This window comes from Streptomyces sp. TLI_171, assembly GCF_003610255.1.
Lineage (GTDB): Bacteria > Actinomycetota > Actinomycetes > Streptomycetales > Streptomycetaceae > Kitasatospora.
In genome coordinates this window covers 6,262,037-6,281,848 of the sequence record NZ_RAPS01000001.1, presented here as the reverse complement: position 1 = coordinate 6,281,848, position 19,812 = coordinate 6,262,037, and the positions used below count along the sequence as shown (strand labels likewise).

General features: G+C 72.9%; 18 protein-coding genes. 11 read left to right on the top strand and 7 right to left on the bottom strand.

The features are described 5' to 3' along the window. Nucleotides 1-295 precede the first annotated feature (295 nt). On the top strand, nucleotides 296-2,848 hold the full coding sequence (locus tag BX266_RS27965; protein ID WP_099904204.1) for a SpoIIE family protein phosphatase/ATP-binding protein: 2,553 nt from the start codon (nucleotides 296-298) through the stop codon (nucleotides 2,846-2,848). Nucleotides 2,849-2,861: 13 nt separating this feature from the next. Here the strand turns inward: BX266_RS27965 and BX266_RS27960 are convergent, their stop codons facing one another. Next, nucleotides 2,862-3,635 (bottom strand): SDR family oxidoreductase, encoded by a 774-nt coding sequence (locus BX266_RS27960; RefSeq protein ID WP_099904201.1) that lies wholly within the window; start codon nucleotides 3,633-3,635, stop codon nucleotides 2,862-2,864. A 176-nt stretch (nucleotides 3,636-3,811) separates the two neighbouring features. On the opposite strand from BX266_RS27960, the gene BX266_RS27955 reads away from it, so the two are divergent. Then, a complete protein-coding gene (locus BX266_RS27955; protein ID WP_099904197.1) occupies nucleotides 3,812-4,663 on the top strand; it encodes a helix-turn-helix transcriptional regulator in 852 nt (283 codons plus the stop codon). Nucleotides 4,664-4,666: 3 nt separating this feature from the next. On the opposite strand, the gene BX266_RS27950 is transcribed toward BX266_RS27955, so the two are convergent. From BX266_RS27950 to BX266_RS27930, 5 genes are all read right to left on the bottom strand, one after another. After that, on the bottom strand, nucleotides 4,667-5,656 hold the full coding sequence (locus BX266_RS27950; RefSeq protein WP_099904193.1) for a zinc-binding dehydrogenase: 990 nt from the start codon (nucleotides 5,654-5,656) through the stop codon (nucleotides 4,667-4,669). A 152-nt stretch (nucleotides 5,657-5,808) separates the two neighbouring features. Next, the gene (locus tag BX266_RS27945; RefSeq protein WP_099908379.1) at nucleotides 5,809-8,169 is read right to left on the bottom strand and encodes a glycoside hydrolase family 3 N-terminal domain-containing protein; all 2,361 of its coding nucleotides are present in this window, start codon (nucleotides 8,167-8,169) and stop codon (nucleotides 5,809-5,811) included. An 8-nt stretch (nucleotides 8,170-8,177) separates the two neighbouring features. Continuing rightward, nucleotides 8,178-8,996 (bottom strand): carbohydrate ABC transporter permease, encoded by an 819-nt coding sequence (locus BX266_RS27940; protein WP_099904188.1) that lies wholly within the window; start codon nucleotides 8,994-8,996, stop codon nucleotides 8,178-8,180. Further along, a complete protein-coding gene (locus tag BX266_RS27935; protein ID WP_259464883.1) occupies nucleotides 8,996-9,931 on the bottom strand; it encodes a carbohydrate ABC transporter permease in 936 nt (311 codons plus the stop codon). The genes BX266_RS27940 and BX266_RS27935 overlap by 1 nt, the downstream gene beginning before the upstream one ends. An 11-nt stretch (nucleotides 9,932-9,942) precedes the next feature. Then, nucleotides 9,943-11,235: an ABC transporter substrate-binding protein gene (locus BX266_RS27930; protein ID WP_099904182.1), complete on the bottom strand. Its 1,293-nt coding sequence runs from the start codon at nucleotides 11,233-11,235 to the stop codon at nucleotides 9,943-9,945. Nucleotides 11,236-11,391: 156 nt separating this feature from the next. Between BX266_RS27930 and BX266_RS27925 the strand changes: the two genes are divergently transcribed. The 8 genes from BX266_RS27925 (at nucleotide 11,392) to BX266_RS27890 (ending at nucleotide 18,171) form a co-directional block, all read left to right on the top strand. After that, entirely contained in the window at nucleotides 11,392-12,420 is a 1,029-nt protein-coding gene (locus BX266_RS27925; RefSeq protein WP_099904179.1) for a LacI family DNA-binding transcriptional regulator, read from the top strand. Between the two features lie 155 nt (nucleotides 12,421-12,575). Continuing rightward, nucleotides 12,576-13,811 carry an FAD-binding protein gene (locus tag BX266_RS27920; protein ID WP_099904177.1) on the top strand — a complete coding sequence of 412 codons (1,236 nt, stop codon included), beginning with the start codon at nucleotides 12,576-12,578 and terminating at the stop codon, nucleotides 13,809-13,811. A 221-nt stretch (nucleotides 13,812-14,032) separates the two neighbouring features. Beyond that, entirely contained in the window at nucleotides 14,033-15,085 is a 1,053-nt protein-coding gene (locus BX266_RS27915; protein WP_099904175.1) for an aldose epimerase family protein, read from the top strand. 109 nt (nucleotides 15,086-15,194) lie between these two features. Continuing rightward, nucleotides 15,195-15,632: a hypothetical protein gene (locus tag BX266_RS27910; RefSeq protein ID WP_099904173.1), complete on the top strand. Its 438-nt coding sequence runs from the start codon at nucleotides 15,195-15,197 to the stop codon at nucleotides 15,630-15,632. Nucleotides 15,633-16,041: 409 nt separating this feature from the next. Beyond that, on the top strand, nucleotides 16,042-16,197 hold the full coding sequence (locus BX266_RS39365) for a hypothetical protein (RefSeq protein ID WP_218969272.1): 156 nt from the start codon (nucleotides 16,042-16,044) through the stop codon (nucleotides 16,195-16,197). Next, nucleotides 16,194-16,625, top strand: a complete 432-nt coding sequence (locus BX266_RS27900; RefSeq protein ID WP_218969271.1) for a dihydrofolate reductase family protein — start codon at nucleotides 16,194-16,196, stop codon at nucleotides 16,623-16,625. Before BX266_RS39365 ends, BX266_RS27900 begins: the two co-directional genes overlap by 4 nt. 5 nt (nucleotides 16,626-16,630) lie before the next feature. After that, on the top strand, nucleotides 16,631-16,972 hold the full coding sequence (locus tag BX266_RS27895) for a YciI family protein (protein ID WP_099904168.1): 342 nt from the start codon (nucleotides 16,631-16,633) through the stop codon (nucleotides 16,970-16,972). Further along, nucleotides 16,969-18,171 (top strand): RNA polymerase sigma factor, encoded by a 1,203-nt coding sequence (locus tag BX266_RS27890; protein WP_099904166.1) that lies wholly within the window; start codon nucleotides 16,969-16,971, stop codon nucleotides 18,169-18,171. The genes BX266_RS27895 and BX266_RS27890 overlap by 4 nt, the downstream gene beginning before the upstream one ends. A 123-nt stretch (nucleotides 18,172-18,294) precedes the next feature. Here BX266_RS27890 and BX266_RS27885 read toward each other — a convergent pair whose 3' ends face one another. Beyond that, nucleotides 18,295-18,774 carry a hypothetical protein gene (locus BX266_RS27885; protein ID WP_099904164.1) on the bottom strand — a complete coding sequence of 160 codons (480 nt, stop codon included), beginning with the start codon at nucleotides 18,772-18,774 and terminating at the stop codon, nucleotides 18,295-18,297. Between the two features lie 761 nt (nucleotides 18,775-19,535). Between BX266_RS27885 and BX266_RS38945 the strand changes: the two genes are divergently transcribed. Then, entirely contained in the window at nucleotides 19,536-19,697 is a 162-nt protein-coding gene (locus BX266_RS38945; RefSeq protein WP_183096887.1) for a hypothetical protein, read from the top strand. Nucleotides 19,698-19,812: the final 115 nt, after the last annotated feature.

Sequence of the window (19,812 nt, the reverse complement as noted above, 5' to 3'; positions counted from 1 at the left end):
CGGCGTAGATCGGCGTCTGGCACAGAATCGCCTCGTGAACGACGACGACCGACCCCGGTCACTCTCGTGCACGAACCACGACAGCCGCCGACTCCCCCGGCCTTGCGGCCCGCGGGGCGCGGCCGGTGCCGCTTGTGCCCCTCCGGCGGCCGGGTTTTCATGAGATGTGCCGACGAGTCGCCGCAGGTCCTCGACGCGCCGGGCCCGCGGAGCGCCGAGACGGCGGGGGTCGGGCGGCGCGTACCGGATTCTGTCCCGGCGCAGCCTGGCGGGCCGGATCTTCCTCACCGAGCTGATGATCATCGTGATCCTGGTGATCGCCGCGGTGGCCGCCATGGTGCTCCAGGCCCGTTCCAGTACCCGCAGCGACGCGGGCCGGGTCACCCGGGGCGTCGCCGAGTCCTTCGCGCACGCGCCGGGCACGGTCGAGGCGATGCAGTCCCCGGACCGTTCGGCGCTGCTGCAACCGCACACCGCGGAGGTCCAGCGCGCCACCGACGTCGACTCGGTGGTGGTGGTGAGCACCTCGCTGGTGCAGATCACCGCCACCGACCCCTCCCACATCGGCCAGCCGTACCAGCCGCCGCAGTTGGTGCAGGAGCAGGTGCTGCCGCGGCTGGAGAACGGCGAGACGGTGACGTTCAACCTGTCCCAGCCGGGGTTCCGCTCGATCTCGACCGCGGTGCCGGTGTTCGACGCCGACCACCGGCTGCTGGGCTTCGTCGCGGCGAGCATCGCGGTGGAGCGGGTCGACGCGATCGTCAACGCCCACCTGCCGGTGCTGCTCGGCGGCGCGGCGGGCGCGGTGGTGCTGGCCGCGGCCGGCGCGGCGGTGGCCTCCCGGCGGGTGCTCCGGCAGACCCACGGCCTCGGCCCGGCCGAGCTGGCCCGGATGTACGAGCACCACGACGCGGTGCTGCACGCCGTCCGCGAGGGCGTGCTGATCATCGACGGGGACGGGCGGCTGATGCTGGCCAACGACGAGGCCAAGCGGCTGCTGGCGCTGCCCGCCGGCCCCGAGCAGCAGCCGGTCGCCGCTCTGGGCCTGCCGCCCGCCACGGCCGCCCTGCTCACCTCCGCCGAGGAGGTCACCGACGGCATCCACCGCACCGGCGACCGGCTGCTGGCCGTCAACAAGCGGCCCACCGCCCCGTACGGCGGCCTGTCCGGCAGCGTGGTGACGCTGCGCGACACCACCGAGCTGCACGACCTGACCAGCCGGATCGCGGACGCCGGGCAGAGGCGCCGGCTGCTGTACGAGGCGGGCATGCGGATCGGCCAGAGCCTGGACATCACCCGCACCTGCGAGGACCTCGCCGCGGTGGCGGTGGAGGGTTTCGCCGACCGGGTCTTCGTCGACCTGGTGGACTCGGTCAGCCGCGGCGAGGAGCCGCCGGCCGGGATCGACGGGCCGGGCGAGGTGCTGCGCCGCACCGTGCTGGTGGGCCCGTCGCCGGGCGCGATGCCGGTCGGCGCCGCGGTGGTGGTGCTGGCGGACGGCCCGCAGGCCCGGGCGGTGGCCGACGGCCGCGCGGTGGTGGACGCCCACCACGCGGCGCTCACGGTTCCGCTGCGGATCCGCGGCGGGCTGCTCGGCCTGGTCGAGTTCGGGCGCACCGCGCCCAGCCCGCCGTTCGACCGCGAGGACGTGCTGCTCGCCGAGGACCTCGCCGCCCGCGCGGCGGTGTCCATCGACAACGCCCGCCGCTACACCCGCGAGCACGGCACCGCGATGGCCCTGCAGCGCAGCCTGCTGCCGCGGATCGTGCCCGAGCGCACCGGGCTGGACATCGCCCACAGCTACCTGCCGGCCACCGCGGGCGTCGGCGGCGACTGGTACGACGTCATCCCGCTGCCGGGCTTCCGCACCGCGCTGCTGGTCGGCGACGTGGTCGGCCACGGCATCAACGCGGCGGTGGTGATGGGCCGGCTGCGCACCGCGCTCCGCACCTTCGCCACGCTCGACCTCCCGCCGGACGAGGTGCTGGGCCGGCTCGACGAGCTGGTGTCGCAGCTCGACGAGGACGCCTCCGAGCTGAACGTCACCGGCTCGACCTGCGTGTACGCGGTGTACGACCCGGTCACCGGGCACTGCCTGCTGTCCCGGGCCGGGCACCTCGGGCCCGCGGTGCTGGCCCCAGACGGCACCGTCAGCTACCCGGAGATCGCGAGCGCCCCGCCGCTCGGCGTCGGCGGCTACCCGTTCGGGACCACCGAGATCGCCCTCGCGCCCGGGTCCCACCTGCTGCTGTTCAGCGACGGCCTGGTGGAGACCCGGGGCCGGGACATCGACGAGGGCCTGGAGCAGCTGCGCTCGGCCCTGGCCGGCCGGACCGGGACCGGCCCCGACGACGTCTGCGCGCTCGCCGTCGAGAGCTGCCTGACCCCGCACCCGGCCGACGACGTGGCGCTGCTGGTCGCCCGGACCGGCCTGCTGCCCGCCGACCGGACCGCCTCCTGGGACGTGCCCGCGGACCCGGCCGCGGTCGCTCCGGTGCGGGCCGCGTGCGTGCGGCAGTTGACGGAGTGGGGCCTGGAGGAGATCTCGTTCAGCACCGAGCTGATCCTCAGTGAGCTGATCACCAACGCCATCCGGCACGGCGCGCCGCCGGTGCGGGTCCGGATGCTGCTCGACACCAGCCTGGTCTGCGAGGTGTTCGACGCCAGCAGCACCGCGCCGCACCTGCGCTGGGCCGCGACCACCGACGAGGGCGGCCGCGGCATCTTCCTGGTCGCCCAGCTGGCCCACCGCTGGGGCACCCGGTACACGCCCACCGGCAAGGTCATCTGGTCCGAGCAGTCGCTCACCGCCGACCCCGCGGCCTTCGCCCCGCTCGACGACCTGTAGCCGCCCCGAGGGCTCAACTCGCCTGGCCGGTGGGCATGATGGTGACCTGCTGGAGGTTGACCCGGGGCGGCAGGGCGGCCAGGAAGCCGACGGTCTCGGCGACGTCCTCGGGGGTGAGCCACTCCATCGCGTCCTTGGCGCCGGCCAGCCAGTCGAGCGCGCCCCGGTCGGTGACGTGGGACTGGAGCTCGGTGCCGACGATGCCCGGCTCGATCGCCGAGACGCGGACCTGCTTCGCGCCGAGCTCGGCCCGCAGGTGGCGGGAGAGGTGGGTGACGTAGGCCTTGGTCGCGGAGTAGACGGCGAAGGTCGGGAAGATGTTCAGCGCCGCGATCGAGGAGGTGTTGACCAGGTCGGCGACGCCGCGTTCGGCCGCAGCGGCGACCAGTTGCGGGGTGAACGCGCCGATCACGTTCATCAGTCCGGACACGTTGAGGTCGATCTGCTGCTGCCACTGCGCGGTGGCCAGCTCCTCGACCGGCGCCGGGAGCATCACCCCCGCGTTGTTGAACAGCAGGTCCGCACCGCCCAGTTCGGCGGCGACCCGGTCGGCGGCCGCCCGCACGGCGGCCGGGTCGGTGACGTCCGCGGCGATCGCCACGGCGCTGCCGCCGCGCTGCTCGATCCGGGCGACCAGGTCGGCCAGCCGCTCGGCCCGGCGGGCCAGCACGACGACCCGGGCGCCCAGCCCGGCGAGCTTCTCGGCGGTGGCCTCGCCGATGCCGCTGGACGCGCCGGTGACGACGGCGACGCGACCGGCGAGGGGCTTGGCGGTGTGCGTGGACATGGTGGTGCCTTCCGTACGGAGGAGGGGAGTCGTGCCACCGGGTCGGTCCCGGGCACAGCTCCAGCAGACCAGTCCGGCGGGCCCGTCGGGGGCGCGAACTCGGCCCTGCGCCGACTGGTACCGGCAGGGCCACCCGGCGGGCCGCCGGCGCCCCGGCGGGGCGGCACACTTGGTCCATGGAACGCAGCAGGGAAATCGCCGACTTCCTCCGCACCCGGCGCGCCGCGATCGGCCCGGAGGCCGCGGGGCTGCCCGCGGACGGCCGGGTGCGGCGGGTGCCCGGACTGCGGCGCGACGAGGTCGCCCGGCTGGCCGGTGTCAGCACCGAGTACTACACCCGGCTGGAACAGGGCCGGGGCGGCCACCCCTCCCCCGAGGTGGTCCGGGCGCTGGCCCGCACCCTGCGGCTCGACCCCTCCGAGCGCGAGCACCTCGCCGACCTGCTGCTCCCCGCCCCGCAGGCGGCCCGCCGCGCCCCCGAGCGGCCGCAGCGGGTCCGGCCCGGGCTGCACCTGATGCTGGAGACCCTGGCGCACGTGCCCGCGTTCGTCATCGGCCGGCGCACCGACGTGCTGGCCGTCAACCGGCTGGCCCGGGAGGTCCTCACCGACTTCGACGCGCTCCCCGCCCCCCGCCGCAACCTGGCCCGCTACTACCTGCTCGACCCGGAGGCCCGCGAGCGGGTCGGCGACTGGGAGCGGATCGCCGCCGACACCGTGGCCATGCTCCGGCTGGAGGCCGGCCGGCACCCCGACGACCGCCGGCTCGCCGAGCTGATCGGCGAACTGACGCTCCGCTGCCCGGAGTTCCCGACCTGGTGGAACGACCACCAGGTGCTGCGCCGCACCCACGGCGCCAAGCACTACGTCCACCCGCTGGTCGGCGACCTGCACTTCTCGTACGAGTCCTTCCAGGTGCCCGGCGACGCCGACCAGACCCTGTGCGTCTACTCGGTCGAACCCGGCTCCGCCACCGCCGACGCGCTCCGCCTGCTGGCCGGCTGGACGGCGCCCGCCGCCGCGTCCTGACGGTCAGGGCAGCAGGACGACCTTCCCGACGGCGCGGTCCTCCTCCATGTACCGGTGGGCGGCGGCGATCCCGTCCAGCGCGAACACCCGGTCCACGCGCGGCCGGTGGACGCCCGCCTCGACCTCGTGGACGATCCGCTGCAGCACGGCGGCGCCCGCCGCGCCCTTCATGGTGTCGCTGTGGAAGGAGGTCAGCCTGGTGCCGGACGGGATCATCGCGATCGGTTCGAAGTCCTGGATCAGCCAGCCGCTGAGCGATCCGGAGACGCAGACCGTGCCGCCGCGGCGCACCAGGTGGAGCGAGTCCACCGCGGTGGCCGCGCCGACCAGGTCCAGCACGTGGTCCGGGCCCTCGGGCCAGAACGCCCGCACGGCCGGCCCCAGCGGGGCGCCGTCGTCCAGCAGCACGTGGTCGACGCCGGACTTCGCCAGCGCCGCCGCCTTGGCGGGGCTGCGGGTGGTGGCCGCGGTCCGCAGGCCGTAGCCGGCGGCGATCGCGGCCGCGGCCATCCCGACCGAGGACGTGCCGCCGCGGATCAGCAGCCGGCCGCCGTCGCCGGGCGCGACGCCGAGCGCGTCGAGCGAGCCCTGCGCGGTGAGGTAGGACTCGGGCAGGGCGGCCAGCACCTCCCAGGGCAGCGTGCTGGTGATCGGCATCAGCAGCGGGTTCGGCAGCAGCGCGTACTCGGCGTACCCGCCGTCGAACGCGCGGCCCATCTCGCCCATCACCGCCGCGACGGTCTGCCCGACGGGCAGCCCCGGATCGGTCGAGGCGGCCACCACGCCCACGCACTCGATGCCCAGCACCCGCGGGAACCGCACGCTCGGCGAGTGCCCCTGACGGGTCCTCAGCTCCGACCGGTTCAGGCCCGCCCCCTTCACCCGGACCAGGCTCCAGCCCTCGCGGACCTCCGGCACCGGGCGTCCGTGCACCTCCAGCACCTCGGGGCCGCCGGCCCGCACACAGACCGCCGCGCGCATCTCCGCACTCATCCCGCTCCCCCTCGCTCCCGCCGAACCGCTCGGCGCCCCACCGCCAACGCCCGCGGCGGGCGGGCGAATTCCGCGGCGGCGGCGAGGAACCACGAAGGACCGCAGGGCGCCCCTGCACGGGGCGCCCTGCGGTCCTTCGGTCCGGCGGCGGGTCAGGCGGAGCGGAACTCCGCGTGCAGCCGCCGGGTGTGGTCCAGGACGCGGACCGGTCCGTCCAGCCGGACGGTGGCGGTGAGCCGGACGTCGGTGCTGGAGGCGGCGATCCGCAGTTCCAGCTCGCCGGGCTCGACGATGCGGCGGCCGTCGCGTCCGGTGAAGGAGGCGAGGTCGGCGGGGACGGCGACCCGGACCCGGGTCTGCTCACCCGCGTCCAGGGCGATCCGCCGGTAGCCGATCAGGCGCTGGACCGGCTGGACCACGCTGGCGACGGGGTCGTGCAGGTACAGCTGGACGGTCTCGCTGCCGGCGCGCTCGCCGGAGTTGCGCAGGGTGAAGGCGAGTTCGACCGTGCCGTCGGTGCCGGCGGCGGTCTGCTCCACCTCCAGGTCGCTCCAGTCGAACGCGGTGTAGCCGATGCCGTGTCCGAAGCCGAACGCCGGGGTGGGGTCGGTGCTGGACACCTCGCTCGGTCCGGCCAGCCGGGCGGCGAGGTAGGTGGACGGCTGCACGCCCGGCCGGGCCGGGATGCTGACGGGCAGTCGGCCGGACGGGTTGGTGCGGCCGCTGAGCACCGCGGCGACCGCCTCGGTGCCGGCCTCGCCGGGGAAGAAGGTCTGCACCAGCGCCGCCGCCTCGGTCACCGCGCGCCCGAGGGCGTAGGGGCGGCCGGCCAGCAGGACGGGCACCACCGGCTTGCCGGTGTCCAGCAGCGCGTCGAGCAACTGGCCCTGCACACCCGGCAGTTCGAGGGACTCGACGTCGCAGCCCTCGCCGCTGGTGCCGCGGCCGAACAGCCCGGCCCGGTCACCGAGGGCGACGATCACCACATCGGCCCGGCGGGCCGCCTCCAGGGCTTCGCCGAAACCGGAGGTGTCGGCTCCGTCGACGCTCGCCCCGGCCGCGGTCCAGATCTCGCAGTCCGGGAACTCCGCCGCCAACGCCTGGCGCAGCGTGGGCAGTTCGATGCCGACCGGCACGCCCGGGTGCTGGCTGCCAACGTGCACGGGGAAGGCGTAGCAGCCCAGCACCGAGGTCGGGGTGTCGGCGTTGGGGCCGATCAGCGCGATCCGGCGGGGGCTGCGCAGCGGCAGCGTCCCGTCGTTGCTCAGCAGCACCACGGCCTGTTCGGCGATCTCCCGGGCCAGGTCGCGGTTCTCCGCGCTGTCCAGGTCGACCGAGCCGCGCAGCTTCCGCGGGTCGTCGAGCGAGCGGCCGGCCAACGCCGCCGGGACGGGGTCCCAGTCCGGGTCCAGCAGGCCGAGTTGGGCCTTCTGCACCAGGACCCGGCGCAGCGCCCGGTCGACCAGGGCCTCCGGCACGGTGCCGTCCTCGACGGCGCGCAGCAGCGGTTCGCCGAACGTCTTGACGGTCGGCAGTTCCACGTCCACGCCGCTGGCCAGGGCGAGGCCGGCGGCGTCGGCCCAGTCCGCGGCGACGCCGTGCAGCACCTTGAGGAAGGCGATGCCGAAGTAGTCGGCCACCACCGTGCCGTCGAAGCCCCAGGTGTCGCGCAGCAGCCCGGTCAGCAGGTCCTCGTCGGCGGCCGACGGGATGCCGTCGGTGTCGGTGTAGGCGTGCATGACCGAACGGGGGCGGCCCTCGCGGACGGCCATCTCGAACGGCGGCAGGATCACGTCGGCGCGTTCGCGGGCGCCCATGCCGACGGGGGCGAGGTTGCGGCCCGCCCGGGAGGCGGAGTAGCCGGCGAAGTGCTTGAGGGTGGCGACGATGCCCGCGGACTCCAGGCCCTGCACGTAGGCGGTGGCCACCGTGCCGACCAGGTACGGGTCTTCGCCGATGGTCTCCTCGACCCGGCCCCAGCGGGCGTCGCGGACCACGTCGAGGACGGGGGCGAGGCCCTGGTGGACGCCGACCGCGCGCATGTCGCGGCCGATCGCCTCCGCCATCCGCCGGATCAGGTCCGGGTCGAAGGTGGCGCCCCAGGACAGCGGCACCGGGTAGGCGGTGGCGCCCCAGGCGGCGAAGCCGGCCAGGCACTCCTCGTGGGCGAGGGCGGGTATGCCGAAGCGGTTGGCGGCGGCGATGCGCTGCTGGCTGCGGGCCAGTGAGAGCGCGCCGAGCGCCGGGTCGACCGGCACCGTGCCGAACGGCCGGGTCAGTTGGCCCAGCCCGGACGGGAGCAGGACGTCCAGGTCGGGCGGCTCTTCCATGTCGTGCTGGTGCGGGGCGACGTCGCCGCCCTCGTCGGAGGCGCCGACCCAGACGCCGACCAGCTGGGCCAGCTTCTCGGGGAGGGTCATCTCGGCGATCAGGGCGTCCGCGCGGTCCTCGGGGCTGAGCGCGCGGTCGCGCCAGCGGACGGTCGGATCTGCGCTCAAGGCGGCCAGGTTCATGTTGCCGGTCACTTTCCTCCGACGCCCATGAGGCCCTGGACCAAGGCACGCCGGGCGAACAGGTAGACGATGAAGATCGGGAGCATCGACAGCACGACGGCACTGGTCAGGCCGGGCACGTCGACGCCGTGCTCGGTCTGGAAGTTGTACAGGCCGAGGGTGATGACCTTGGTGCTCTCCGACTGGGTGAGGATCAGCGGGAACAGGAAGCCGTTCCACGCCTGCAGCGCCGCGAACACCACGACGGACGACAGGCCGCCCTTGGACAGCGGCAGCACGAGCTGCCAGAACACCCGCCACGGGCTGGCGCCGTCCATGGCCATGGCCTCGTACATCTCGCTGGTGATGTCGCGCATGGCGCCGGTGAGGACCAGCGTGCACACCGGCAGGCAGAACGCCGCGGTGGGCAGGATGACGCCCAGCAGGTGGTCGTAGAAACCGGCCTTGCTGATGACGTAGAACATCGGCACGATCACGGCCTGCGCCGGGATCGCCAGCCCCAGCAGGAAGATCCGGAAGACCGTGCTGATGGTCCTGCCCTGGGCCCGCACGATCGCGTAGGCCAGCGGGGGCACGACGAGCAGCACGATCGCGACCACGCTCACGGTGACGATCACCGTGTTGAGGAAGTCCTGACCGAAGCCGTTGGAGAAGTCGTCGATGTAGTTCTGCAGGGTGAGGTGCTCGGGGAAGCTGAGCGGTCCCTCGGAGGAGTAGCTGGAGCGGGTGCGGAAGGTCGAGATCAGCAGCACGTACAGCGGGAAGCCGACCAGGGCCAGCCAGACCAGCGAACCGAGCCCGGCGAGGTAGTTGGGACGCCGTCGCATCACAGTCCCTCCGAAGTGCTGCGCATCTTGTCGTAGCCGGAGAGGCGCACGACGGCGAGCGAGATCAGGGTGGCGACCACCACGAGGACCAGGGCGATGGCCGAGCCCGAGCCGAAGTCGAAGCTCTTGAAGGCCTGTTGGTACATGTAGTAGGCGCTGTTCGTGGTGTCGGTGCCGGGGCCGCCCTGGGTCAGGATGAGGACGGTGTCGAAGGTGGTGAGGCCGCCGACCAGCATCAGGATCACCGAGGTGATCATGGTGTTGCGCAGCTGCGGCAGGGTGATGTGGATGAACTGCCGCACCTTGCCCGCGCCGTCGATGGCCGCGGCCTGGTAGAGGACCTGCGGGATGGCCCGCGCGCCGCCCTGGTAGAGCAGGGCGTGCATGGGCGTCCACTGCCACATGCCGACGAAGGTGAGCACCGCGATCGCACCGCTCTGACTGCCCATCAGGTTGCCGTCTCCGAACAGCCAGGGCAGTTGCGAGGGCACGCCGAAGTTGGGGTCGAGGATGGCCCGCCAGACCACCGAGATCGCGGTGGCGGACAGCAGCAGCGGGACGAAGAAGATCGCGGACAGCACGGCGCGGTTGCGCTGGTGGCCGGCCGCCCACACGCCCAGCAGGATGCTCACCGGGGTCTGCACGAGCACGCCGGCCAGGGTCAGCACCAGGGTCAGCCAGACGCTCTGCGTCATCACCGGGTCGTGCAGCAGCTTGGTCCAGTTGGCGAGGCCGTTGAACCGGGGCGAGTCGACGCCGTCCCAGCTGGTGAAGGAGAGCACCGCCACCAGCACCAGCGGGACCAGCGCGAACAGCAGGAAGAAGACGGTCGCGGGAACCGCCCAGGCGAGGCCCGGGCGGGTCACCCCGACGCCGGCCCGGCGACCCGCCCGAAGGCGGCGGCCGGACCCGGACACGAAGGAGAGAGCAGTCATGAGAAGTCTTCTCAGGAGGCGGGCAGGGCCTGCATGGCCTTGATGAAGCCGTCCACGTCGAGCTTGCCGTTGAAGAACTGCTGCACGGCGGTCTGGAGCGGCACGGACGCGGCCGGCGGGTACGCCTGGTCCCAGGAGAGCTGGAACGACGGGGCGGCCTTGACCAGGTTGTACTGGAACTTCGAGTAGTCGGGGTTGGCGGCGGTGCCGAGGAACTGCTCGGTGTTGGTGGTGGTCGGCAGGTTGCCGATCGCCATCTGCGCCTTGACGAAGTCGTCGGAGTACATGAGCTTCAGGAAGGCGGCGGCCGCCTCCGGGTGCTTGGTCTTCTTCAGCACCGAGTAGAAGTTGTTGGTGTTGCCGACGACGTTCGCCTGGTCGCCCTTGCCGCCGGTGACGCTCGGGAAGTTGCTGAACCCGAGGGAGCTCTTGGTGAAGTCCGGGTTGGCGTCCTGCTGGGTGGAGTACTCCCACGAGCCCATCAGCTCGAAGGCCGCCTTGCCCTTGGCCAGCAGCGCCGGGGAGCCGCCGTCGGTGAACTTGACCGAGTCGAAGTTCGAGCCGAACGCGCCCGCGTCGATCAGCTGCTTGAGCATGCCGAGCGACTTCTTGGAGTCCTCGCTCTCCCAGGCGCTCTTGTCGCCGGACAGCGCCTTCTGGAACAGCTCCGGGCCCGCGACGCGGTCGAAGACGTACTCGTACCACATCAGGGTCGGCCACTTGTCGCCGCCGCCGAGCGCGAACGGGGTGACGCCCTTGCCCTTGAGCACCTGGACGGCGTTGATCAGCTCGTCCCAGGTCTTCGGGACGCTCAGGCCGGCGTCGGCCAGCACCTTCTTGTTGTTGAACAGCAGCACCGGCTGGGTGCCGCGCATCGGGATGCCGTACGACTTGCCGTCGATCACCGCGGTGTTGAACACCGAGGGCAGGAAGTTGCTCTTCAGGCCCGGGTCGGCGGCGATCATGTCGTCGAGCGGGAGGAGCAGGTCCGACTTCACGTAGGGCTGGATGCTGCCGCCGCCCCAGTTGAAGAAGATGTCCGGGGCCTGGGGAGTGTTGATGACGGTGTTGAGCTTGGCCTGGTAGTCCGCGCCGGGGATGGCGTCGAGGACGACCTTGACCTTCGACGTCTTGTTGAAGGTGTCGACCATCTGCTTCTCGACCTTGTTGCTGGCGTCGCCGTAGACCAGCACGTGGATGGTCCCCGAGCCGCCGTCGGAGGACGAGGCGCCGCTGCCGCAGGCCGTCAGCCCCACCGTGGCCAGGGACAGCCCGAGCGCAACGGCGAAAGAGCGTCTCTTCATCAGAACTCCCCTAAAAGTTTCGAGCTGATTGTCGAAATCAGTGCCTGGCCGGGACGCTAAGTTGCGGGCATGTTGCGGGTCAACCCCCTGCGCCGAGGGTTACTGAAGCGTGATGCCGTGGACGGCGGGGTTGCGGCGGTGCCCTATGCTGCGGCCATGGACAAGGTCGATGAACTGGGACGGGTCACCCTCGCGGACATAGCGCGAGAGGCCAGGGTCTCCGTTTCGACGGTTTCGAAGGTTCTCAACGGTCGAACGGATGTTTCGAGCGCCACCCGCGGTCGTGTCGAACGTGTGTTGCGTGACCACGACTACCAGCGGACTGCTCGCAACGGCGGAGAGGCACCGCTGGTGGAGATCGTCTTCCACGAGCTCGACAGCCTCTGGGCGATGGAACTCCTGCGCGGCGTCGAGACGGTGGCGAACGAGCACGGGGCCGGCGTCGTGGTCACCCACAGCGGCTCCCGGCACGCCCCCGGACCGGAGTGGATCGAGGCGGTGCTGCGCCGGCGACCGCTCGGCATCGTGCTGGTCTTCTCCAGCGTCCCGCCCGAGCTGAAGCGCCAACTCCGGGCCCGTTCCATCCCGTTCGTCATCATCGACCCGGCCGGCAACCCCGATCCCGACGTGCCCTCGGTGGGCTCCGCGAACTGGGCCGGCGGCCTCGCCGCCACCCGGCACCTGATCGAACTCGGCCACCGGCGGATCGGCATCGTCACGGGCCCCGAGGACACCCTCTGCTCGCTGGCCCGGCTGGACGGCTACCGCTCCGCGATGTCGATGGCCGGCCTGGACGCCGACCCCGAGCTGACCGCCTTCGGCGACTTCCACGCCGAGGGCGGATTCGCCCAGGCCACAAGGCTGTTGGAGCTTCCCGACCGGCCCACCGCGATCTTCGCGGGCAGCGACCTGCAGGCGCTCGGCGTGATGGAGGCCGCCCGGGTCCGCGGCCTGCGGGTGCCCGAGGACCTGTCCGTGGTCGGCTACGACGACCTGGACATCGCGCAGTGGACCAGCCCCGCGCTGACCACCGTCCGCCAGCCCCTGCGCGAGATGGCCGAGCAGGCGACCCGGCTGATCCTGGCCCTCCGGGCCGGCGAGAGTTCGACCGCCCCGACCCGGCTGGAGCTGTCCACCACCCTGGTGGTGCGCTCCAGCTCGGTGGCGCCGCCCGCCGCGCGCTGACGGGGGGCACAGCGACGGGTCCCGGCGAAACTTTCGCCACCCCTCTTGCCAGGCCGAGCTTCGCGAACTAATTTGTTGTTCGGCCTTACGAATGGTGTGGAGCGACGCGACCGTGCGACTCCTCCCGGGCCTCCCCCGAACCCTGGGCGTGACTGATGACGACCACCGACCCGCTGACCAACTGGGCAGGCAACCTCGCCTTCGCCGCCCGCGCTGTCCACCGGCCGCGCGCCGTCGAGGAGTTGCAGGAGCTGGTGGGCCGCAGCGAACGCGTCCGGGCCCTGGGCAGCGGCCACTCCTTCAGCCCGGTCGCCGACACCGACGGCGACCTGGTCCAACTGGACGACCTGCCCGACCGGATCGACCTCGCCCCGGACCGCCGCAGCGTCACCGTCTCCGCCGCCACCCGCTACGCCCGGCTGGCGCCCGTCCTGCACGCGGCGGGCCTGGCCCTGGAGAACCTGGCCTCGCTCCCGCACATCTCCGTCGCCGGCGCCACCGCGACCGGCACGCACGGCTCGGGCGACGGCCGCCGCTCGCTCTCGGCCGCCGTCCGCTCGCTGGAACTCGTCGGCGCCGACGGCGAGTTGCGCACGCTCACGGATCCGGGGGCGGTGGTGCACCTGGGTGCGCTCGGCATCGTCACCGCGGTGACACTGGACGTGGTCCCCGCGTACTCCGTGCGCCAGTACGTCCACGTCGGCCTCGCCCTCGCCGACTACGCGGCCGAACTGGACGAGATCCACGCGGCCGGATACAGCGTCAGCCTGTTCACCGACTGGGGCTCCGACACCGGCCGGGTCTGGGTCAAGCAACTCGCCGACGGCAGCCCCGCCGCGACCGTCCCCGGCGCCCGGCCGGCCGACGGCCCGGAGCACCCGGTGCCGGCCATGCCCGCCGTCAACTGCACCCCCCAGCAGGGGGTTCCGGGCCCCTGGCACCAGCGGCTGCCGCACTTCCGCGCCGAGTTCACCCCGAGCAGCGGCGCGGAACTCCAGTCCGAGTTCCTGCTGCCGCGCACCGCCGCCCCGGCGGCCGTCGCCGAACTGCGCGCGCTGGGCGCGCAGTTGGCCCCCGTCCTGCACATCTCCGAGGTGCGCACGGTGGCCGCCGACGAGCTGTGGCTGAGCCCCTCCCACGGCCGCGACTCGGTGGCCTTCCACTTCACCTGGAAGCCCGACCTCGCCGCCGTCGCCCCGGTGCTGGCCGCCGTGGAGCGCGCCCTCCTGCCGCTGGGCGGCCGCCCCCACTGGGGGAAGATCACCTCCCCGGGGCAGGCCGGGCGCAACTACGAACGGCTCCCGGACTTCCTGGCCCTGCGCCGATCGCTGGACCCGGCCGGGAAGTTCGCCAACCGCTTCACCGAAGCGCTGGCCGAAGCCGCCGGCTGAGCGCCGGCCACCGTCCTCCCTTACCCCGCCGCCTCCCGAACCCCGCCGCCTCCCGAACCCCGCCGACCGAGCGGCACACCCGCTTCCGCCGCCGGTCGGCGGTTCCCGTTCCCCGCCCCCGTTCAGCGGCGGCGCGGGGAACGCGAGGGCCGGCCGCCGACCCGCAACGACGCGGAACCCGTCGGCGGCCGGACCGGACCCACCACCATGCGAGGAACCCCATGAACAGCCAGGCCCCCACCGTGCGCCGCGCCGGAACCCTCCCGCTCCCCGACGGGCGCAGCACCGAGCGCTGGGTGCTGGCCGCGGGCGGCGTCACCGTCGAGCTCCTCGACCTCGGCGCCCGGCTCCAGTCCGTCCGGACGCCCGACCGGCACGGGCGCCCGGACGAGGTGGTGCTCGGCGCGGAACCCGGTCAACTCCTCGGCGAGGGCGCGTACCTCGGCTCGATCGTCGGCCGCTACGGCAACCGGATCGCGAACGGCGAGCTGCCGCTGGACGGCGCCGTCCACCGTCTCAAGACCCAGGACACCGGCCACACCCTGCACGGCGGCCCCGACGGCTTCGCCACCCGCAGCTGGGCCGCCGTCCCCGTCGCCGACGGCGTCCGCTTCCACCTGACCAGCCCCGACGGCGACCAGGGCTTCCCCGGCACCCTCGACGTCTCCGTCAGCTACCTGCTCGACGCCGACGGCGACCTCACCATCCGCTACGAGGCCACCACCGACGCGCCCACCGTCGTCAACCTCACCAACCACGCCTACTTCAACCTGGCCGGCACCGGCGGAGCCGACGTCGGCGACCATCTGCTGCACGTCCACGCCGACGCCTACCTGCCGGTCGACGCCGACCTGATCCCGCTCGGCCCGCCCGCCGCCGTCGCCGGCACCCACTTCGACCTCACCCGGCCCACCCGCCTGTCCGACCGCTTCGCCGACGGCGGCTTCGACCACAACTGGATCCTCCGGCCCGCCCCCGCCGACCGGCTCCGCCGGGCCGCCGAACTCCACCACCCCGCCAGCGGCCGCCGCCTGGAGTGCCTCACCACCGAACCCGGGCTGCAGGTCTACACCGGCAACCACTTCGACGGCGCCACCGGCCCCGCCCACGCACCCCACCGGCGGCACGCCGGCATCGCGCTGGAGACCCAGCACTTCCCCGACAGCCCGCACCACCCCGAGACGTACCCCTCCACCGTCCTGCGCCCGGGGGAGACCTACCGCTCCACCACCGTCTACCGCTTCCGCACGACCGTCGACGCGGACCTTGCGTAGCGGCGTTCCCGGCCACCCGGAGTCACCGCCCGAAAGGGGTTCAAAGCGTCGACGAAGGCGCGGAGACTGGGAACCACGGGGCACGCCGAGCCCCAGGAAACGATCTCTCATGCACATCCAACCCGTCTGGCGATCGGTCGTGGTGGCAGCCGCCGCCCTGGCCACCGCCACCGCGATCGGCACCGCCGCCCCCGTCACCGCCCTGGCCGCGACCTCGACCTCGACCTCGACCTCGCAGAGTCACGTGTCGGCCTGGACCAGCGACGGCTGGGGCGGCGGCACAGTGGTCAGCCAACCCGCCGGCATCAACTGCCACCAGACCGCGTGGGACCCGTACGACGGCAGCGACACCCCGCAGCCGGACCCCTCCGGCACCTGCGACGCGCTGTTCCCCGTCGGCACCGTGGTCACCTTCACCGCCACACCGGACCCCGGGTCGAACGTCAACTACGGCCCCGACCCGGCGAGCCTGACCGTCCGCGTCGGCTACAACGCCACGTACGTGGTGTTCTGCCCGAACGACAACCTCTGCTCCGCCTGGTACTGACCGCCCGTCAGCTCCGCGGCACCCGGGGCCCGCCCGCTCCCCCGGCCCCCACCGCAGGCTGTCCGCACACCGCCCTCAGCGTCGACCCGCAGTGTCGCGGAGTACGCGCGGGAGGCGATCACAGTAGCGGCGGTGGCCAGCAGCACCCTCGGCCGGCGGGCCCAGCCAAGCGCCAGTGGGAAGAGCGGGACTGGTCCGTTCCGATCCGGGGTCGTGCCGGTCGTCGCAACCACCCTGCGGACCGACGGCGGTCTCGGGCCCGCGCCCGTTCGGGTTGCCGGATGCCGCCCGGGGAGATGACCTCGGTGGGACAGAATTCTTCCGCGCTGGTGTCGATCCGGCCGCCGGGCGTTCGTGTAGGGGGTGAAGCGGGCCGCGGGAGAGCAGTCCACCGGAGCAAGGGAACGCCATGCGCAAGATCAACGTCACGCTGTCCATCACCCTCGACGGCGTCGTGCAGGGCCTCGGTCGTCCGGACGAGGACCCCCGAGGCGGATTCACCCACGGCGGCTGGGGCGGTCGATACCAGGACGCCGTCATGGCCGGGAGATGGGCAAGGGCATGAGCCGGCCCACCGACATGCTGTTCGGCCGCCGGACCTGGAACGACTTCATCACCGCCTGGAGCACCCGCACCGACGGGAACCCCTTCACCGCGCACATGAACGCGGCCACCAAGTACGTCGCCTCCCGGACGCTGGAGAACGCCGACGCCTGGCAGAACTCGATCCTGCTGTCCGGCGAGGCCACGAAGACGGTGGCCGACCTCAAGACCGAGGACGGCAACGACCTCACGGTCATCGGCAGCGTCTCACTGGTCCGCGACCTGCACGCGGCCGGCCTGGTGGACGCCTACCAGCTGCTGATCCACCCGCTCACCCTCGGCACCGGCGCCCGGCTGTTCGAGGGCCCCGCCCCGCTGACCGAGTTCGAGCTCACCAGCAGCGTCACGACCACCACCGGCGTGATCATCACCGACTACACCCGCAAGTAGGAGCCATGCCGAAGTACCTCCTGTCGATCTACCAGCCCGAAGGCGCGCCGGATCCCGAAACCATGGCCCGGATCGCGGCCGACCTGCACCGGCTCAACGAGGAACTGCGCGACAGCGGCTCCTGGGTGTTCACCGGCGGCCTGCACCCCCCGGGCACGGCCACCGTCGTCCACGCCGACGGCCTGCTCACCGACGGCCCCTACGTCGAGGGCAAGGAGCACGTCGGCGGATTCTGGGTGATCACCGCACCGGACCTCGACGCGGCGCTGGGGTGGGGCCGCAAGGCCGCCGCCGCGACGACGCTCCCGATCGAGGTCCGCCCGTTCCGGGACGTCGAACCGTATTGAACCCGACCCCGGAACAGATCGCAGCCGTCTTCCGCGCCGAGTACGGCAGAGCCGTCGCCGTACTCGTGCGCGGACTCGGCGACATCGGCACGGCCGAGGACGCCGTCGCCGACGCCTTCACCAGGGCCCTGGAACGCTGGCCGGCCGACGGCCTGCCGCCCAGCCCGGCCGGCTGGATCATCACCACCGCCCGCAACCGGGCCATCGACCACCTGCGGCGCGAAGCCGTCCGCGCCCACAAGCACGCCCAGGCACAGCTCCTGCACGCCCCCGACGAACCCGAGGAGGAAGGACCCGTGCGCGACGACCGCCTCAGGCTGGTGTTCACCTGCTGCCACCCGGCCCTGGCGGTGCCGGCCCAGGTCGCGCTGACCCTGCGGCTGCTGGGCGGACTCACCACCACCGAGATCGCCCGCGCCTTCCTCGTACCCGAACCCACGATGGCCCAGCGCCTGGTCCGTGCGAAGGCGAAGATCCGCGACGCCGCGATCCCCTACCGGGTGCCCGGCGACGCCGACCTGCCCGACCGCCTCCGTGCGGTCCTCGCCGTCCTCTACCTGATCTTCAACGAGGGCTACGTCGCCTCGTCCGGCGCCGACCTGCTCCGCGAGGACCTGTGCGCCGAGGCCATCCGCCTGGCCCGACTCCTGGTCGAGCTCATGCCCGACGAGCCCGAGGCCGCCGGACTCCTCGCCCTGATGCTGCTGATCGACGCCCGCCGCGACGCCCGCACCGACCCGACCGGCGCCCTCGTCCGCCTCGCCGACCAGGACCGCACCCGCTGGAACACCGACCTGGTCGCCGAGGGCCGCGCGATCGTCCGCGCCTGCCTGCGCCGCAACCGGCCCGGGCGCTACCAGATCCTCGCCGCCATCAACGCGGTGCACACCGACCCCGTCACCGACTGGGCCCAGATCCTCGCCCTCTACGACCAACTCCTGCACTTCGACGCCGGCCCGGTCGCCGCCCTCCACCGCGCCGTCGCCGTCGGCGAGGTCCACGGCCCGCAAGCCGCCCTCGACCTGGTCGACCACCTCCCGCTCGGCACCTACTACCTGTTCCACGCCGTCCGCGCCGACCTCCTCACCCGCCTCGGACGCACCCCGGAAGCCGCCCAGGCCCTCGACACCGCAGCCCGACTCACCGACAACCAGGCCGAACGCACCCACCTCACCGCCCGCCGCAACCAACTCGGCTGAACCCTCGCAGACCGGAGAAGGCGCCGGGGCTGCTGCGCAGCACGGCCTCCCGTAACGTCGCGGCCCCGGGCGGTCGCCACTCGGTCCGCACAAGCGCGGTGACAGCTCTGGATCGACCGCCGGTCAGCGGGCCGGGAAGGCCTCCAGGGCCCGGTCCCAGCTGTCGGCCGCGCGGAGCAGGGCTTCGCTGTCCAGGCGCAGCGGCACGTAGTACTGGTAGATGTCCGGCCGGTCGTCGCCGTTCTGCCAGGGTGGGGCTGCTTCGAGGGAGTAGTGGACGCGAATCACCAGGTCGGTGCCGTTCCGGTCGGCGAGGCTCATGGCGAGGACCGGTTCGACGAACCAGGTGTCCGGTGACAGCCAGCCCTCGTCGGGCGCGCTCGGCTCGGTCCTGCCAGTGGCTGTCGCCCGCAGCCAGCCGGAGAGCTGGCGGGCTTCGTGGACCAGCAGGCACGGGTCGGTGAAGGACCAGCTGCCCTCGGCGGTCGCCACCGAGCCGGCGACGACCAGCCAATTGTCGTCGTGGACTTCGCCCCGGGCCTCGGCGAACTCGTAGCGCAGCGGGCGGAGTTCGACGCTGCTCTGATGATCACTCAACTGCACGCGCCCAGGATGCCACGCGCCACCGTTACGTCCTGGCGAACGACCAGTCCCGCGGTCCGGGTGAGGTCGCCCCGCCGCCAACGCCTCGCACTGCGTCGGGCAGTCAGTCGATTGCCTCCACGGCGTCCGGTTCGGGGAACGGCATCATGTCCCCGCCCACGGGCCACCCCAGCGGCCGCTGGTCTCCCGCTACGCCCTCGAGCACCCGCGAAATTCGCCGAGCCCACCGCTGAGTAGCTCTGGCTGGCGAATCGCTCGCACTCGTGCGGGCAGTAGGGGCCGGACCCGCGCCAACGCAGCCCGGCACCGGACGTCGTCGGCGAACTCTGGCTCGCACCACGGGTAACCGTCCTCCACCTCTGCCACGAACTCCCGGCACGCATTGAGAGTGCACAGCCGGCCGCGGCCAGGCGCCCAGCACCGATCGGCACAGCGGACTGCACCGCCTCGTACTCCTCTGCGGTCAGGAGCGCGTCACCGACCTGCTCGGCCCCGCCCGGCCACCGCTCGCCCGGCGGCAGTCCCGAAACCGGCCGAGCCGGGCCCGGGACGGCCTCCCGGTTCGAGGACCAAGCGGCGGGCCACGGGCCAGGACGTCGGGGAGACGATCGAACGCGCCGAGTCGATCAAGGAACACCAAGCCCGACGAGGATCGTGGGCTCGTCCGGTCGCTGCGTTCCGCCCAGCCACCCGTAGCGGCCGACGTCCGCGACCGGCGGGTGACGGGTGGACGCCGCCATCCCGCTGCGCACCCCACGAAGATGGCGGGTCACGGCCCGGTAGCAGCGCCTGCACCTGATCGCCGCTCGATCGTGGTGGCGGACCAGGCCCGCGGCGCCCACGTCACGGCCGACCGGGACGGCTACGGCCCCCAACTGGTCTCCGAGGAGACGGGAGTGCGCCACTCGCGCCTCGTCAAGTGAACAGTCACCGCAGCACGAAGAAGCCCGCTGACCCGGATCTCTCCAGTTCAGCGGGCTTCCGACATCTCTGTCGGGACGACAGGATTTGAACCTGCGACCCCTTGACCCCCAGCGT